The organism is Streptomyces sp. NPDC050315, assembly GCF_040655775.1.
Lineage (GTDB): Bacteria > Actinomycetota > Actinomycetes > Streptomycetales > Streptomycetaceae > Streptomyces.
The window spans coordinates 702,546-717,147 of sequence record NZ_JBFAKN010000001.1 but is presented as its reverse complement, the minus strand read 5'-3'; the positions used below and the strand labels follow the sequence as shown (position 1 = coordinate 717,147).

13 protein-coding genes are annotated in these 14,602 nt (G+C 73.0%); 10 read left to right on the top strand and 3 right to left on the bottom strand.

Annotated elements, in window-relative coordinates; all coding sequences use genetic code 11:
• The first annotated feature begins 102 nt into the window (after positions 1 to 102).
• From AB0I82_RS03185 to AB0I82_RS03140, 10 genes are all read left to right on the top strand, one after another.
• Positions 103 to 1,101: an NADPH:quinone oxidoreductase family protein gene (locus AB0I82_RS03185; protein ID WP_363255307.1), complete on the top strand. Its 999-nt coding sequence runs from the start codon at positions 103 to 105 to the stop codon at positions 1,099 to 1,101.
• Positions 1,098 to 2,315, top strand: coding sequence for an acyl-CoA dehydrogenase family protein (locus tag AB0I82_RS03180; protein ID WP_363255305.1), 1,218 nt, complete (start codon positions 1,098 to 1,100; stop codon positions 2,313 to 2,315). Before AB0I82_RS03185 ends, AB0I82_RS03180 begins: the two co-directional genes overlap by 4 nt.
• A complete protein-coding gene (locus AB0I82_RS03175) occupies positions 2,312 to 3,484 on the top strand; it encodes an acyl-CoA dehydrogenase family protein (protein WP_363255304.1) in 1,173 nt (390 codons plus the stop codon). The genes AB0I82_RS03180 and AB0I82_RS03175 overlap by 4 nt, the downstream gene beginning before the upstream one ends.
• A 118-nt stretch (positions 3,485 to 3,602) precedes the next feature.
• Positions 3,603 to 5,030 (top strand): hypothetical protein, encoded by a 1,428-nt coding sequence (locus tag AB0I82_RS03170; protein ID WP_363255303.1) that lies wholly within the window; start codon positions 3,603 to 3,605, stop codon positions 5,028 to 5,030.
• 134 nt (positions 5,031 to 5,164) lie between these two features.
• Positions 5,165 to 6,775 (top strand): ABC transporter substrate-binding protein, encoded by a 1,611-nt coding sequence (locus tag AB0I82_RS03165; RefSeq protein WP_363255302.1) that lies wholly within the window; start codon positions 5,165 to 5,167, stop codon positions 6,773 to 6,775.
• Positions 6,776 to 6,789: 14 nt separating this feature from the next.
• On the top strand, positions 6,790 to 7,770 hold the full coding sequence (locus AB0I82_RS03160; protein WP_363256056.1) for an ABC transporter permease: 981 nt from the start codon (positions 6,790 to 6,792) through the stop codon (positions 7,768 to 7,770).
• Positions 7,763 to 8,632, top strand: coding sequence for an ABC transporter permease (locus AB0I82_RS03155; protein ID WP_363255301.1), 870 nt, complete (start codon positions 7,763 to 7,765; stop codon positions 8,630 to 8,632). Before AB0I82_RS03160 ends, AB0I82_RS03155 begins: the two co-directional genes overlap by 8 nt.
• Positions 8,614 to 9,639 (top strand): ABC transporter ATP-binding protein, encoded by a 1,026-nt coding sequence (locus AB0I82_RS03150; RefSeq protein WP_363256055.1) that lies wholly within the window; start codon positions 8,614 to 8,616, stop codon positions 9,637 to 9,639. Before AB0I82_RS03155 ends, AB0I82_RS03150 begins: the two co-directional genes overlap by 19 nt.
• Positions 9,632 to 10,399 carry an ATP-binding cassette domain-containing protein gene (locus AB0I82_RS03145; RefSeq protein WP_363255300.1) on the top strand — a complete coding sequence of 256 codons (768 nt, stop codon included), beginning with the start codon at positions 9,632 to 9,634 and terminating at the stop codon, positions 10,397 to 10,399. The genes AB0I82_RS03150 and AB0I82_RS03145 overlap by 8 nt, the downstream gene beginning before the upstream one ends.
• Positions 10,400 to 10,464: 65 nt before the next feature.
• Positions 10,465 to 10,659 (top strand): hypothetical protein, encoded by a 195-nt coding sequence (locus AB0I82_RS03140; RefSeq protein ID WP_363255299.1) that lies wholly within the window; start codon positions 10,465 to 10,467, stop codon positions 10,657 to 10,659.
• Between the two features lie 92 nt (positions 10,660 to 10,751).
• Here the strand turns inward: AB0I82_RS03140 and AB0I82_RS03135 are convergent, their stop codons facing one another.
• From AB0I82_RS03135 to AB0I82_RS03125, 3 genes are all read right to left on the bottom strand, one after another.
• Positions 10,752 to 12,002 (bottom strand): phosphodiester glycosidase family protein, encoded by a 1,251-nt coding sequence (locus AB0I82_RS03135; protein WP_363256054.1) that lies wholly within the window; start codon positions 12,000 to 12,002, stop codon positions 10,752 to 10,754.
• Positions 12,003 to 12,150: 148 nt separating this feature from the next.
• Entirely contained in the window at positions 12,151 to 12,759 is a 609-nt protein-coding gene (locus tag AB0I82_RS03130; protein WP_363255298.1) for a peptidoglycan recognition family protein, read from the bottom strand.
• A 357-nt stretch (positions 12,760 to 13,116) separates the two neighbouring features.
• Positions 13,117 to 14,532, bottom strand: coding sequence for a family 2B encapsulin nanocompartment shell protein (locus AB0I82_RS03125; RefSeq protein ID WP_363255297.1), 1,416 nt, complete (start codon positions 14,530 to 14,532; stop codon positions 13,117 to 13,119).
• Positions 14,533 to 14,602: the final 70 nt, after the last annotated feature.

The window sequence follows — 14,602 nt, the reverse complement described above, 5'->3', positions numbered from 1 at the left end:
CCACGGCTCACGATTGCCCCTCCGATAGCTGTTCCCTCACGGATACCGACCGCTTAGTATGCCGATGGCATCGAGGTCACCCACGTCGTGAGGGGAAGCTCAGTGAAGGCATGGCGGGTACACGCGAACGGCGAGCCACGCGAGGTGATGCGGCTGGACGAGGTCCCGGACCCACAGCCGGGCCCCGGACAGCTGCTCCTCCGGGTGAAGGCCGCGAACGTCAACTTCCCCGACGCGCTGCTCTGCCGCGGCCAGTACCAGGTACGCCCGCCGCTGCCGTTCACGCCGGGCGTGGAGATCTGCGGCGAGGTGCTCGCCGCCGGTGAGGGTGCCGACGTCGCCGTCGGCACCCGCGTACTGGCACAGCCGCCGCTGCCGGACGGCGGGTTCGCCGAACTGGCCGTGGTGGACGCCAAGTCCGTCCTCCCGGCACCGGACGCGCTGGACGACGCAGAGGCCGCCGCGCTGCACATCGGCTACCAGACCGGCTGGTTCGCGCTGCACCGCCGCGCACACCTGCAGGCCGGCGAGACGCTGCTGGTGCACGCGGCGGCGGGCGGCGTCGGCAGCGCCGCCGTCCAGCTCGGCCGGGCCGCCGGCGCCCGCGTCATCGGGGTCGTCGGCGGCCCCGAGAAGGCCGCGGTCGCCCGGGAACTCGGCTGCGACGTGGTCATCGACCGGCGCTCCGAGGACGTCATCAAGGCCGTGAAGGAAGCCACCGGCGGCCGTGGCGCCGACGTGATCTACGACCCGGTGGGCGGCGACGCGTACGCCCAGTCCGCCAAGTGCGTGGCCTTCGAAGGCCGCATCGTCGTCATCGGCTTCGCCAGCGGCACCATCCCCAGCCCGGCGCTCAACCACGCGCTGGTCAAGAACTACGCGATCCTCGGCCTCCATTGGGGCCTGTACGCCACTAAGGAGCCGGCCGCCATCGGTGCCTGCCACGAGGAGCTCACCAAGCTCGCCGCACAGGGCGTCATCAAGCCGCTGATCGGCGACCGGGTACCGCTGGACGGCGCCGCCGACGCGGTGCAGCGGGTCGCCGACGGCGTCACCACCGGACGCCTGGTCGTCCTCCCCGGAGAGGCGGGTGCCCGATGACCGCGGAAACCACCGCACGCCCGGTCGACGCCGAGGAGCTGCGCCGGCGCACCGCCGAGCTGCTCGCCGCCCATCCGCCGGCCACCACGGAGCGCCTGGACTTCCTGCGCGCCCGTTTCGCGGCCGGGCTCGCCTGGGTGCACTTCCCCGAGGGCCTCGGCGGCCTGGGCGCGCCACGCGCCCTCCAGGCCGTCGTCGACGAGGAGCTGGCGGCCGCCGGGGCGCCCGACAACGACCCGGGACGGATCGGCATCGGCCTGGGCATGGCGGCGCCCACCATCCTGCGTTACGGCACCGAGGAGCAGCGCCAGCGCTTCCTGCCGCCCCTGTGGACCGGCGAGGAGGTGTGGTGCCAGCTCTTCAGCGAGCCCGGCGCCGGCTCCGACCTCGCGGGGCTCGCCACCCGTGCCGTGCGCGACGGTGACGGCCCGGACGCGGACTGGATCGTGGACGGCCAGAAGGTGTGGACGTCCGGCGCGCACAAGGCCCGATGGGCGATCCTCATCGCCCGTACGGACCCGGACGCACCCAAGCACCGCGGCATCACGTACTTCCTCTGCGACATGACCGACCCCGGTGTCGAGGTGCGGCCGCTGCGCCAGATCACCGGCGAGGCGGAGTTCAACGAGGTCTTCCTGACCGGCGTGCGGATTCCGGACAGCCGGCGCCTCGGTGAGGTCGGCGAGGGCTGGAAGGTCGCGCAGACCACCCTGATGAACGAGCGCGTCGCCATCGGGGGCAACCGCATCCCCCGTGAAGGCGGCATGATCGGCGTCGCCGCCGCCGACTGGCGCGAGCGCCCCGAACTGCGCACGCACGATCTGCACCAGCGGCTGCTGCGCCTCTGGGTGGAGGCCGAGGTGGCCCGCCTCACCGGTGAACGGCTGCGCCAGCAGCTCATTCAGGGCCAGCCCGGCCCCGAAGGCAGCGGCATGAAGCTGTCGTTCGCGCGGCTCGCCCAGGAGATCAGCGGCTGGGAGGTGGAGTTCCTCGCCGCGGACGGCCTCACGTACGACAGCTGGACGTACACCGGCTCCGAGGTACTGAGCTTCACCGGGCGCGAGGCGGGCTTCCGCTACCTGCGCGCCAAGGGCAACAGCATCGAGGGCGGCACCTCCGAAGTGCTCCTCAACATCGTCGCCGAACGCGTGCTCGGCCTGCCGTCCGAGCCGCGCACCGACAAGGACGTCGCGTGGAAGGACCTGCCCCGATGACCGACCAGCAGACTCTGGCGGATGCCACGGCGTCCGAGCTGCCCGAGGGCCCGGACCTGCTCTACTCCGAGCCCGAGGACGACCTGCGCGCCGCCGTACGGTCCCTGCTGACCGACCGCGGCGGTCCGACGGCGGTCCTCGCCGAGCTGGAATCGGGCCGCACGCACGACGCCGCCCTCTGGCGCTCGCTCGCCGCCGACATCGGGGCGGCCGGGCTGCTGGTCCCCGAGAAGCTCGGCGGGCAGGGCGCGGGCCCCCGGGAGGCCGCCGTCGTTCTCGAGGAGCTGGGCCGGGCCGTGACGCCCGTGCCGTACCTGACGAGCGCCGTCCTGTCGGTCACCGCCCTGCTCGGCTGCGACACCGGCCAGGACGACGTCGCACGGCTGCTCGCCGCGCTGGCCGCCGGCGAGCGGATCGGCGTGCTCGCGCTGCCGCTGCCGACCGCGCCCGCCGGGCCGCTGGAGCCGTCCGTACGGGCCGGCGCCGACGGCGCGCTGCTCGGCACGGTCGCCTCGGTCGCCGACGCGGCAGCCGCCGACGTACTGCTCGTACCGGTGCGCGCGGCGGACGGCATCGAGCTGTACGCCGTGGACACCGATGCGCCGGGGCTGCACATCGAGACGGTCACCCCGCTGGACCTCACCCGGCCGCTCGCCCGCGTCACCTTCGACGGCGCGGCGGGCCGTCGGCTGGCCGACTCCGACCGGGCCGGCGCGGCCGTACGGAAGGCCCTGCTCACGGGTGCCGGGCTGCTGGCCTCAGAACAGCTCGGCATCGCCGAGTGGTGCCTGACCGAGCTCGTCGAGTACACCAAGCAGCGCCACCAGTTCGGCCGCCCGGTCGGCTCGTTCCAGGCGCTCAAGCACCGGATGGCCGCGCTCTGGCTGGAGGTGGTGTCGGCGCGGGCGGCAGCGCGCAACGCGGCGGACGCGCTGGCCACCGACAGCGCGGACGCCCCGGTGGCGGTGGCCGTCGCCCAGGCGTACTGCGCCCCGGTCGCGGTCCGCGCGGCACAGGAATGCCTTCAGCTGCACGGCGGCATCGGCATGACGTGGGAACACCCGGTCCACGTCTTCCTGAAGCGCGCCAAGAGCGACGAGATCGCCCTGGGCGCCCCCGGCCGCCACCGCGCGTCCCTCGCCGAGCTGGTGGACCTCACGGCTCCGTAGGAGCCGACGGGCACACCGGATGCCGGCCGACGGCTGTGGGGGCCGTCGGCCGGCGTCGTACGTCAGCCGAGTCCGACTGGGCATGTCGGAAAAGTGAAGTTCGGGTAGCGTCGTACGTATGAAGGTCGCACCCCGACGACCCGCGTTCCCGTCGGTGCCGGCCCTGCCGGCCGCCGGTGCGGCGCTGCTGCTTGCGGTGGCGCCCGTCGCGGCTCCCGGGGCGGTCGCGTACGGGGCGCCGACGGGGTCCGTCGTCGCCTCCGAGGCGCGGGCCGACGGGGGGCTGGACGCGGCGGCCGACGCACTCTCCAAGGGGCCCGTGTACGTCGACCCGCGGGCGGAGGGACAGCTGCCGGGCGGGCAGGCGGACGCGCTGGCGAGCGACATCGAGGAAGCCGGGAAGCCGGTCTTCGTGGCCGTACTGCCCGCGAACTCCGACTACCCGCCCGCGACGCTCTTCGAAGACCTGCGCACCCGGGTCGGCATCCAGGGCGTGTACGCGGTCCAGCTCGGCGACCGGTTCGACGCCCGCGCCGACGGGAACGTGATGTCCCGGGAGTCGGTGCGCCACCTCGTAGGCGCCGCCCAGCGTGCGCACCCGGGGGACGCGACCGCGCAGCTGAAGGACTTTGTCGCGCAGGCCGAGAGGCAGGTCGGCAAGGGCACACCGGACTCCTGGCAGGGCACGGGCGGGGACGGGGTCAGCAGCGGCGCGCTGGTCGGACTCGGGGTGCTCGTGGTCCTCGGGGCGGGCGGCGCGTACACAGTCCACCGGCGCACTAAGCGCCGCCGTGAGGCCGAGGAGCAGGCCGCGCTGGACGCGCTGCGGGTGGTGGTGGACGAGGACATCACGGCCTACGGGGAGGAGCTGGACCGGCTGGACTTCCGGCCCGGCGAGCCGGGCGCCGACGACGCGATGCGCGCCGACTACACGCAGGCCCTGGACGCGTACGAGAACGCCAAGCAGACGATGGCGCAGGCGCGGCACCCCCAGGACGTGCGGAAGGTGACCGAGGTACTGGAGGGCGGCCGGTTCGCGCTGGCCACGCTGGCGGCCCGGCGTGAAGGCCGCGAGCTCCCGGAGCGCCGCCCGCCGTGCTTCTTCGACCCGCGGCACGGCCCGTCCGTGGCCGACGCGCAGTGGGCGCCTCCCGGGGGCACGGAGCGCACGGTCCCGGTGTGCGCGGCCGATCAGGCACGGCTGGCGGACGGCCAGGAACCGATGGCCCGCACGGTCCGCACTCCGTACGGCGAGGACCGTCCTTACTGGGACGCGGGCCCCGTATACGGGCCCTGGGTCGGTGGCTACTACGGAATGCTCGGCGGCGGGCTGCTCCCCGGTCTGTTCCTCGGCACGATGCTCGGCTCCTCGATGATGGGCCCGGCCGCCTACGGGTGGGGCGACGGTGCGTACTTCGGGGACGGCAGCGGCGGCGGGGACTACTCGGGCGGCGACTTCAGCAGCGGGGACTTCGGGGGCGGTTTCGGGGGCGGCGGGGGCTTCGGGGGCGACGGTGGGGGCTTCGGCGGCGGCTTCGGCGACTGACCGCCCGCCCGCCAACCAGTAAGGACCGCGGCTGTCTGCACTCTCTTACATGTTGTTTAATTGCAAGCTGTTCGCAAAAGCTTTGCCTCGGCATGAGGCGGCGTGAGACGGCTGACGCAAGAGGAGAGTGGTGCATGTCCGCCCGGTCGATACGAGGAGTGGCCGCGGTGGCCCTGGCGACGACGCTGGCCCTCGGCGCCGCGGCCTGCGCCACGCCGTCCGACGGCAAGGGCGCCGCGGGCGCCCAGGACTCCGCGGTGGTCGGCATCGCCTACGAGCCGGACAGCCTCAGCCCGCTGCTGGGCTACGGCAAGGACGGCAACTCCAAGATCTTCGACGGGCTGCTCACCCACGACGCCGAGATGCGGCTCAAGCCCGCACTCGCCGAGAAGCTCCCCGAGGTTTCCGACGACGGCCGGACGTATACCTACACGCTGCGCAAGGGCGTGGAGTTCAGCGACGGCAAGCCCTTCACCGCCGACGACGTGGTCTTCACCTACCGGACCATCCTCGACGAGAAGACCAACAACGCCTCCAAGGCCGAGCTCGACGCGATCGACAGCGTCGAGAAGAAGGACGACCGCACCGTCGTCTTCCACCTCAAGTACGCCTACGCGCCGTTCGCCGAGCGCACCGTCCTGCCCATCGCCCCGCAGCACGTCGCCGGCAAGCAGGACGTGAACAACGGTTCCTTCACCACCCACCCGGTCGGCACGGGCCCGTACGTCCTCACCGACTGGTCCAAGGGCGAGAAGCTCAGCTTCAAGGCCAACCCGCACTACTGGGGCGGCGCGCCGAAGGTGAAGAAGTTCACCATGGCGATCATCAAGGACGACGACGTCCGCGCCACCCGGCTGCGCTCCGGCGACCTCGACGGCGCGATCCTCCCGCCCAACCTCGCCGCCACCTTCAAGTCCGCCCAGGACAAGAAGACGTACACGGCGAAGACCTTCGACTACCGCAACGTCACGCTGCCCACCGCAAATCCGGTCACCGGCGCCAAGGCCGTCCGCCGCGCCCTGGACCTCGCGGTCGACCGCGACGCCATGGTCAAGGGCATCCTCAACGGGGCGGGCAAGCCCGCCTACGGGCCCGTGCCCACCGACAGCCCGTGGTTCGCCAAGGGCACCGAGCGCGCGCACGACCTGAAGAAGGCCGAGCGCATCCTCGACGACGCGGGCTGGAAGAAGGGCGCCGACGGCATCCGCACAAAGGGGAAGCAGCGCGCCTCCTTCACCCTCTGGTACCTCTCCGGTGACAAGCTCCGCCAGGAGCACGCCCTCGCCTTCGCCTCCGACGCCAAGAAGGCCGGCATCGAGGCCAAGGTCGAGTCCGGTACGTGGGAGGTCATCGAGCCGCGGATGAAGCACGACGCGGTGCTCGCGGGCGGCGGCAGCCCCGCCGACCCCGACTTCGACCAGTACCTGCTGCTGCACTCCTCGCTCGCGGGCGACGGCTTCAACAACATGTCCCGGTACAAGAACGACAAGATCGACCGGGCGCTCGTCGACGCGCGCCGCACCGACGACCACGACCGCCGCAAGGCCGGGTACGACACCGTCCAACGCGAGCTGCAGAAGGACCCCGCGTACATCTTCCTGACCCACATCGACCACCTGTACGTGGTCAACGACGCGTGGCAGGTCCCGGGGGAGCAGCGGCTGACCACTCAGGTCGAGCCGCACGACCACGGCCTGGCCTCCGGCCCCTGGTGGAACGTCAAGGACTGGCAGCCCAAGAAGTGAGCGCCCGTACCTCCATGCCCTGGGGGCCGATGGCGCGGATGACCGGACGGCGGGCCCTGCTCGCCGTCCCCGTTCTCCTCGCCGTCACCTTCGGGGTGTTCGCCATCGCGGCGGCCTCGCCCTTCGACCCGGTCAAGGCGTACGCGGGGACCGCAGGGCTGACCGCCTCGCAGGAGAACCTCGACCAGATCCGCCACAACCTCGGCGTCGACCAGCCCCTGATCACCCGTTGGTGGGACTGGCTGACCGGCGCCCTCACCGGTGACCTCGGCGACTCCGCCACGTTGCGCGCGCCGGTCTCCCAGGTCATCGGCGAACGCATCGGCTGGTCCGTCCTGTTGTGCGCGCTCGCCTTCGTACTCGCCGTCCTGCTCGGCACCTTGCTGGGCGTACTCGCGGCCCGTAGGCGCGGCGGCCTGCTCGACCGTACGGTGACGGGCGCCGCGTACGCACTGGAGGCCGCGCCGCCCTTCTGGCTCGGCCTGCTCGCCATCTGGCTGTGCGCGCTGAAGCTCGGGATGCTGCCGGCCGGCGGCCTCACCGACACCGGGAGCGGCACCGCCACCGCCGGCCAGGTCGCGCGCCATGTCATCCTGCCCGCCCTCGTGCTGGCCGTCTCGCAGCTCCCGTGGTTCGTGCTGTACGTACGCCAGGGCGTCGGGGACGCGCTCGCCGAGGACCCGGTGCGCGGCGCGCGCTCCCGGGGCCTGAGCGAGCGCACCGTACTGCTGCAACACGCGCTGCGCAGCGGTCTGCTGCCGGTACTGACCCTGATCGGCTCCCGGGTGCCCGAACTGATCACCGGCGCGCTGCTGGTGGAGACCGTCTTCAGCTGGCCGGGCATCGCGGCGGCCACCGTCCAGGCCGCCACCAGCGTCGACTTCCCGCTGCTGGCCGCGCTGACCGTGCTGGCCACGGTGGCGGTGCTGGCCGGGAACCTGCTCTCGGACCTGCTGTACGGACTCGCCGACCCGAGGGTGGCGTTCGATGGCTGACCTCACCTGGCACCCCGCGCGGTCCCATACAGGCCGGGACCACCGCTCCCTGAGGGTGGGCGCCTCGGCCGTCATCATGGCCGCCGTACTGTGCGCCGTCCTTCTTGTGCCGCCGCTCGTCCCGATGGACGCGCAGGCCGTCGACCTCGCCGCCAAGCTGCACGCACCCTCCCTGGCGCACCCCTTCGGGACCGACGAGGTCGGCCGGGATCTGCTGCTGCGCTGCGTCTACGGACTGCGCGTCTCCCTCTTGGTCGGCGTGGTCGCCGCGCTCACCGCCACGGTCATCGGCACCGCGGTCGGCGCGCTGGCGGGCGCGCTCGGCGGCTGGGCGGACCGGGCCGTGATGCGGGTCGTTGACCTCTTCTCGTCCGTGCCGCACCTGCTGCTGGGCATCTTCATCGTGGCGATGTTCCGGCCCGGCGTCTGGCCGGTGATCATCTCGGTGGGACTCACCCACTGGCTGTCCACCGCGCGCATCGTGCGGGCCGAGGTGCTCTCGCTGCGCGGCCGTCCGTTCGTCGACGCCGCGGTCTCAGGGGGCGCCTCGCGGTGGCGGGTGGCCGTACGGCACCTGCTGCCCGGCGTGCTTCCCCGGGCGGGGCTCGCCGCCGTCCTCATGGTGCCGCACGCCATCTGGCACGAGTCCGCGCTGTCCTTCTTGGGCCTCGGCCTGCCCGCCCATGAAGCGAGCCTGGGCATCATGGTCAACTCCGCGCGCAGCTCCCTGCTGGCGGGCGACTGGTGGCCCACGCTCTTCCCCGGCCTGTTCATCATCGTTCCCACCCTCGCCGTCGCCGGCCTCGCGGGCGCCTGGCGGGAACGGCTCGACCCGCGCCGCCGATCGGAGCTGATGCTGTGAGCACCGTAGAAGCGCCTCCCGTGCTGTCCGTGCAAGGGCTCTCCGTACGCTTCCGGATGCGCGGCGGCCGGCACGTCGCCGCCGTCACCGACGCGTCCTTCGCACTCGCGCCCGGCGAGTGCCTGGCCCTGGTCGGGGAGAGCGGCTGCGGCAAGTCCGTACTGGCCTCCGCGCTGCTCGGCCTGCTGCCCGGCAACGCGCGGACGGCAGGCTCGGCGCGGCTCGCGGGGACGGCGCCCGGTGGCGTACCGCTGCCCGGCATCGACCTGCTCACCGCCAACGAGAAGGAACTCGCCCGCAGCGTGCGCGGCCGCCGGGCCGGGCTGGTCCCGCAGAGCCCCGCCGCGCACCTCACGCCCGTCCGCACCGTACGGGCCCAGCTGGAGGAGACCGTCCGCGAACTGACGGACGTCCCCCGCCACGAACTGCGCTCGGCTGCGGAGGGGGCAGCCGAGCGCGCGGCCTTCCCCGCCGACCACCTCGACCGGTACCCGCACCAGCTCTCCGGCGGCCTCGCCCAGCGCGCGGCGACCGCGCTCGCGCTGGTCGGCGAGGCGCCGCTGCTGATCGCCGACGAGCCGACCACCGGCCTGGACCGCGACCTCGTGGACCGCACGGTGGACGAGCTGCGCCGGCACGTGGACGACGGGCGCGCGCTGCTGATGATCACGCACGACCTCGCGGCGGCCGAGCGGATCGCCGACCGGGTCGCCGTCATGTACGCGGGCCGCATCGTCGAACTCGCCTTCGCTGCGGACTTCTTCGGGACGCCGGGACCGCGGCACCCGTATGCGCGCGGTCTGCTCGACGCCCTTCCCGAACGCGCCTTCACGCCCATCCCGGGCCAGCCGCCCGAACTCGGCGCGCTCCCCGAAGGCTGTGCGTTCGCCGCCCGCTGCCCGCACGCGACGGCCGCGTGCGAGGTCGTGCCCGAGCCGGTCGACGGGGTGGCCTGCCACCACGTACCGGTAGCCGCCCTGGCCACTGGAGAGACCGCCGATGCTTGACCTCATGGACATCACCGCGGGATACGACCGCGCCCGGCCCGTCGTGCGCGGCGTCTCCCTGCGCGTCGCACCGGGTGAGGCGGTCGGGCTGCTCGGCCCCAGCGGCTGCGGCAAATCCACCCTCGCCAAGGTGGCAGCGCTACTGCACCGGCCTGACAGGGGCAGCGTCGTCGTGGACGGACGGGCCGCGCCCGGCTGGCGGCACCGCGCCCCGCGCGAGCTGCGCACCGCCTTCGGCGTCGTCTTCCAGCAGCCCCGGCTCGCCGCCGACCCCCGGCTGCGGCTCGCCGACCTGATCGCCGAGCCGCTGCGCGCGGCCGGCCGCCGCGGTGAGGCGGCGGAACGCCTCGCGGAGCTGGTACCGCGCGTCGGCCTCGGCGCCGAACTGCTCGGCCGCCGCCCGCACGAGGTCAGCGACGGCCAGCTGCAGCGCGCCTGCCTCGCCCGCGCACTGGTGCTGCGGCCGCGCTGGCTGATCTGCGACGAGATGACCGCGATGCTCGACGCCTCGACGACGGCCGCGCTGGTCGCGGTGGTCGAGGAGTACCGCGCGGAGTCCGGCGCCGGCCTGCTCGCCGTCGGCCACGATCGAGTACTGCTCGAACGGTGGTGCGACCGTGCGGTGCGGTGGGAGGCGCTGGCGCAGCATGCGTCTGAAGGGGCGTGGCGATCGGCGCGGTCGACCCTGCTCGTCGGCCCCGGCAGCCGTCCGGTGACCCGGAGTGATCACCCGTTCGGAGGACGCCTGACAGCCGGGTGAAGGCCGCGAAATACGCCAAACTGGCGCCGGTGATGGCCCATTCGGGCCACCGAGGGAGGTTCGCCATGGCTATTTCGATCTCAGTCGTCCTGCTGCTCGTCGTGCTGGCCGTCGTCTTTCTGCGCAGCGGGCAACTGAAGCTCTCGCACGCTCTCGTATGCATGCTCCTCGGCTTCTTCCTCGCCGGCAGCAGCCTCGCCCCCGACATCAGCAACGGCCTCTCCGGCGCCGCCGACCTGGTCAGCAGCGTGCGGCCCTGAGTGGCGCTCAACGGCCCGCTCAGGGCCCGCACAAAGGGCCCCACCCGAGTCCAGGACCTCCCAGGGCCCGTCAGAGCCCGCCAGAAGCCCCGTCAGGGCTGCCGCGCGAAGACCCCGATCCCGTTCGGTACCGGTCGCTCCGCGCCGCCCGAAGGATGGTTGCGCACCGTCGCCGCGCCGCTCCCCGGCTCGCGCAGAACCAGCGTCGAGGACCCGCCGCCGTCCAGATTCACCGCGTCCCGGGCGCCGATCCGCGTCATCAGCCCGGCGAGTTCGCCGATCGTCAGCCCGGCGTTCCCCTTCCTGCCGTCCAGCGCGAGCAGGTACAGCACCCGCCCGTCCCCGCCGACGCCCGCAGCGGTACGGACCGCCGACGCGACGGCGTCCAGGCCCGGCAGCGGCGCCCCGTCCCGCAGGACCGGAAAGCCGCCCACCGCGAACCGTGTGGCCCCCGGCCGCTGCCCCACCAACCGGTCGCTGACGCGCACCCGCTCGCCCACCGACAGCTTCCGCAGCTGCCGCGCGCCCTCCTCGCGCCCGACCAGTACCGTCGAGCCCTCGGGCACGCCGCCGCGCCCCGGCACGTCCGCGACCTTCTCGACCCGGCCGCCGCGCACCGTGACCTCGGTGGTGTCCTCACTGCACGGTGCCGCCCGGTCGGTGTCCGTGCCGCACGTCGCGCGCACCCGTGAAGTGGGGCCCCAGTCCGAGGTGTACGCGCCGATGCCGCCGACCGGCAGCGCATACAGGTTCAGCCCGCGCAGCGGCAGCCTGCCGTCCGGCGTGGCCACCGAGCCGCGCAGCGACAGCCGGTCCAGCCGGGCCCGCCGGTCCGGGCTCACCGCGAGGACGTCCTCGGCCGTCGTGCCGGGCGGTAACGCGGGCCCGAACCGCTGCCCGTCCGGCACCGCCGACTTCAGCCGCCGCCCGGCCGCGATCGCGGGCCCATTGGACGCGCCCGTCGGCTCGACACCTGGGTGCTGACCTTCCGTTATGTTGAAGAAGTCGCCGTTGACGCCGGCCACCGCGTCCTGCGCGCCGGCCATCGCGGACACCGCCTTACGGGCGCCGACCGCGCCCGCGTACAGCAGGTCGACCGAGACGCCCGGTCTCGCGAGGTCCACCGTCAGCAGATGACCGCGTGCGATGCCGCGCGGCACCGCCATCGAGAACTGGGTGTACGTCACCCCGGAGGCCGCCGGGGCCGCCCGGCCAGTACGGAGCACATCCGCCGAGACGGCGGCGCTCCCGCCGCTCGCCGCTCCTCCGCCGGCCAGTGCCCCGGCCGCCAGCAGGACCGTCAGTACCGCGCGGACACGACCGAATCGCTGCCTCACGATCACCCCAGATGGCACGCCGACTGTTCCTTGGGCCAACGCAGTACACCACTGGCGGGGCGCGCACGCGCGCAGAAGCGCCGTGGCACCGGTGTGTGCCGCTCCGGTGGCGGCCGCCGTTCCGGGGCACCCCCGGCCGACAGCCGCCCGGACGTCAGGAGGCGGCCCTCACCAGGCTCATGTAGCGCGTCCAGTCCCAGTAACGGCCCGGGTCCGTGTGATCGGTCCCGGGCACCTCGACGTGTCCGATGATGTGCTTACGGTCTCTCGGAATGCCGTACCGCGCACAGATTGCGGCCGTGAGCTGCGCGGACTGCTCGTACATGACGTCCGTGAACCACCTCGGCTGGTCCACCCAGCCCTCGTGCTCGATGCCGATGCTGCGGGTGTTGTAGTTCCAGTTTCCCGCGTGCCAGGCGACGTCGTCCTCGCGGACGAACTGGCCTATGTAGCCGTCGGCCGAGCGCACACAGTAGTGCGCGGAGACCTTCCTCTTCGGGTCCTGGAAGATCCTGACCGTGTCGGCGTACGTCTCCTGCGTGACATGGATGATCACCATGTCGATGGGGTACTGCGTCGGGCGGTTCGCCGCGGTGTAGTTGGCGGGAGCGGCCGGGGTCCAGTGGACGTCCGGATAGGCGGCGCGGGTGCGGTGGGGGGCGGCCTGCGCCAGGCCGGTGCCGAGGGGGACGAGGGCGGCGGCCGCCGCCGCTGCGCCGGTCAGCAGGCGGCGGCGGGACGGCCGGGGGATGTCGTGCTGCATGCGATCTCCTGCCGGTCTTCATGGGGGGAGGGGGATGCTCGCGAACCTGCCACGGCCTGCGAGCCGTGGCATGAGGACACACGCATGCGGTCCCTCATCGTCAGGAACCGCACGGCCTCTGCCCACGTTCTGCCCGGTCCGCTCATGGCTCGACCAAGAACGGCGGAAAATCTTCCGGCCGGTACTGCCGTGCCCCTCGCCGCAGTTGGCCCGCTCAGCGCAGTTGCGTGGCGGTCCGCTCCCGCGGCGCCCGCCCGAACGGACGCGGCGACGCCGCCGCAGCAGCCATCGCCGTCACGCTCCGGGCAGGGACCGGTCCCTGCGGCGAACCCCCCTCCGCAGGGACCGGCGGGCCCCTCAGTGCCCGATCTCGACGTCCTCCAGGACACCCAGCGCGTCCGGCACCAGCACTGCGGCCGAGAAGTACGCGCTGACCAGGTACTTGATGATCGCCTGCTCATTGATGCCCATGAAGCGCACCGACAGGCCGGGCTGGTACTCGTCCGGGATGCCCGTCTGGTGCAGGCCCACCACGCCCTGGTTGTCCGCGCCCAGACGCATGGCGATGATGGAGCTGGTCTGGTCGGCGTTGATCGGGATCTTGTTGCAGGGCAGCAGCGGGATGCCGCGCCAGGCCCGCACCTCCTGGCCGCCGAACTCCACGCCCGTGGGGTAGATGCCGCGGGCGTTCCACTCCCGGCCGATGGCCGCGATGGTGCGCGGGTGCGCCAGCAGGACCTGGGTCTTGCGGCGGCGCGAGATCAGCTCGTCCAGGTCGTCCGGGGTGGGCGGGCCGGAACGGGTGTGGATGCGCTGCTTGAGATCGGCGTTGTGCAGCAGGCCGAACTCCTTGTTGTTGACCATCTCGTGCTCTTGCCGCTCGCGCAGCGCCTCGACCGTCAGCCGCAGCTGCTGGTCCAGCTGGTTCATCGGGTCGTTGTAGAGATCGGCGACCCGGCTGTGAATCTTCAGTACGGTCTGCGCGACGCTCAGTTCGTACTCCCGCGGCGCCAGCTCGTAGTCCACGTACGTGCCCGGCAGCTGCGGCTCGCCCACGTGGCCCGACGCCACCTCGATGGCCGCCTCGCCGTGCTTGTTCTGCGCGGGGATCAGCGCGGCGCGGAACTGCTCGATGTGGCTGCGCAGCGCCTCGGACCGGCCGGCCACCTCTTCGTAGGCGGAGCGGGGCAGCACCAGCGCCGTGCCCCGGGTGACGGCGCGTACGGTGTGCTCCCAGGTGCCTTCTCCGGAGAGCAGCGCCGTGGCACCCGTGTGGTCGCCGTCGGCGAGCACACCGAGGACGGTGTCGTCGCCGTACTTGCCCTGGCCCACGCGCTCCAGCTTGCCGTGCGCGATCAGCACCACCTGGTCCGTGGGCGTGCCGCGCTCGACGAGCACGTCACCGGGGGCGAAGTCGCGCTGCTCGAAGCGGTCGGCCAGCCCCTCCAGCGCCGCCTGGTCGGTCAGCCCGCGCAGCGGCGCCAGTTCACGCAGCTCGACGGGGATGACGCGGACGTCGCTGCCGGTGCTGGTGAACTCCACCCGGCCGTCGCCGAGGGTGTGGGTGAGCCGGCGGTTCACCCGGTACGTGCCACCGGAGACCTCCGTCCAGGGCAGGACGCGCAGCAGCCAGCGGGAGGAGATCCCCTGCATCTGCGGCACGGTCTTCGTGGTGGTCGCCAGGTTCCGTGCCGCCGCCGTGGCGAGGCTCGACCGGGCCTGGTCGTTCGCGGAGTCGCCGAGGCCGGACGTCGGGTCGAGCGAAGTGGTCATGGAGATGCTCACCTATTCCTGTGCCAGTGTGAAACGTGCGGCCGAAGGCCCGACCGGCGGGGTCGGGCAC